Source organism: Pseudoalteromonas rhizosphaerae (assembly GCF_902498845.1).
Lineage (GTDB): Bacteria > Pseudomonadota > Gammaproteobacteria > Enterobacterales > Alteromonadaceae > Pseudoalteromonas > Pseudoalteromonas rhizosphaerae.
Genome location: NZ_CABVLM010000040.1, coordinates 1 through 1,274, shown reverse-complemented (window position 1 = coordinate 1,274; position 1,274 = coordinate 1). Strand labels below are relative to the sequence as shown.

Annotated in this window: 1 protein-coding gene; it reads right to left on the bottom strand. The window is 44.7% G+C overall.

Features of this window, described 5'->3' with window-relative positions:
• Nucleotides 1–69 precede the first annotated feature (69 nt).
• On the bottom strand, nucleotides 70–1,274 hold a 1,205-nt coding region (gene ltrA, locus PSR9079_RS23335; protein WP_149983450.1), incomplete at its 5' end, for a group II intron reverse transcriptase/maturase.

The following is a 1,274-nucleotide window of genomic DNA, read 5'->3' as shown; positions in this document are numbered from 1 at the left end:
ATCGGGTAGCCGGAGGTCTCTAACCTCCAGCCCCCACACCACCCATCATGCGGGTCCGCAATGGGCGGTTCATCTCCCGTAATGAATATTGATCCAAATATCCCTCAATGACACTAAACCTTGTGAAGCTAAGTAGTTATTGCCTAGCGCAATGTTAATACCTTTTGTTTTTGAGCTTCTACAAGGGCCTTTACTGGTGATACCACAGGCTATGGCGAGTCGTTCGCTAACACCCAATTTTATTAAACTGCGTACTTTGGTGCGAGGTTTACGCCATTGCCGCCAGTAGCACATTCTTATCCTACGTCGGATCCAATGATCTAAATCCACCGTTAGCTGATAAGCGTTGGCTATCAGGTAGTAGTGTCCCCAGCCGCGCAAATACTGCGTGAGTTTATGAATTTGTAGGGTCATTGAGATCCCCCAGTTGCGGTTAGTGAGTTCCCTGACATTTGCTTTGAATTTCTTTAGCGCCTGTTCGTGGATCTGCACTTGACCGTAACGGAATGTGAACCCGAGAAATTTTGAGCCTGATACTGGACCCACTCGACTTTTCGATTCGTTCACTTTGAGCTTTAATCGCTTAGTGATGAACGCAGTAATTTCCCGCTGGATTATTAATCCTTCGCTTTTCGTTTTTACTAAAATGATTATGTCATCAGCGTAACGTGCAAACTTAAGGTGTTTGTAGGTTAGCTTCTTATCTAATTCATCGAGTAAGATGTTGGAAAGCAAAGGGGATAATGGCCCACCTTGAGGGACTCCTTTGGTTGACTCAAACCACAGACCTGTTTCGCGCTCTGCGATCCCCGCTCGTAAGTATTTACCGAGTAGGCGCATGAGTGCTTTGTCTTTGATTTTACGGCCAACACGATTCATCAGCATGTCATGATCTACTTCATCAAAGAACTTAGACAAGTCGATATCAACCGCTGTTTTATAACCTTGTTTAACACAAGACTGAACATGGTTCACTGCTTGACTGGCTCTTTTATGAGGGCGATAACCATAACTATGTGGTGAAAATTGAGGCTCAAAGTAAGGGCTGATCACTTGAGCAATGGCTTGTTGGATCACTCTGTCGATAACAGCAGGGATCCCAAGCATTCGCTCACCGCCATCAGGTTTGGGTATCATCACGCGTTTGACTGGCAAGGGTTGATAAGTGCCGTTAAGTAATTGTTGTTTAATACCCAGCCAATGTAACTTAGCGAAGTCATTAAATTCCTCAATACTCATATTATCAATACCCGCAGCCCCTTTATTGCGCTTAA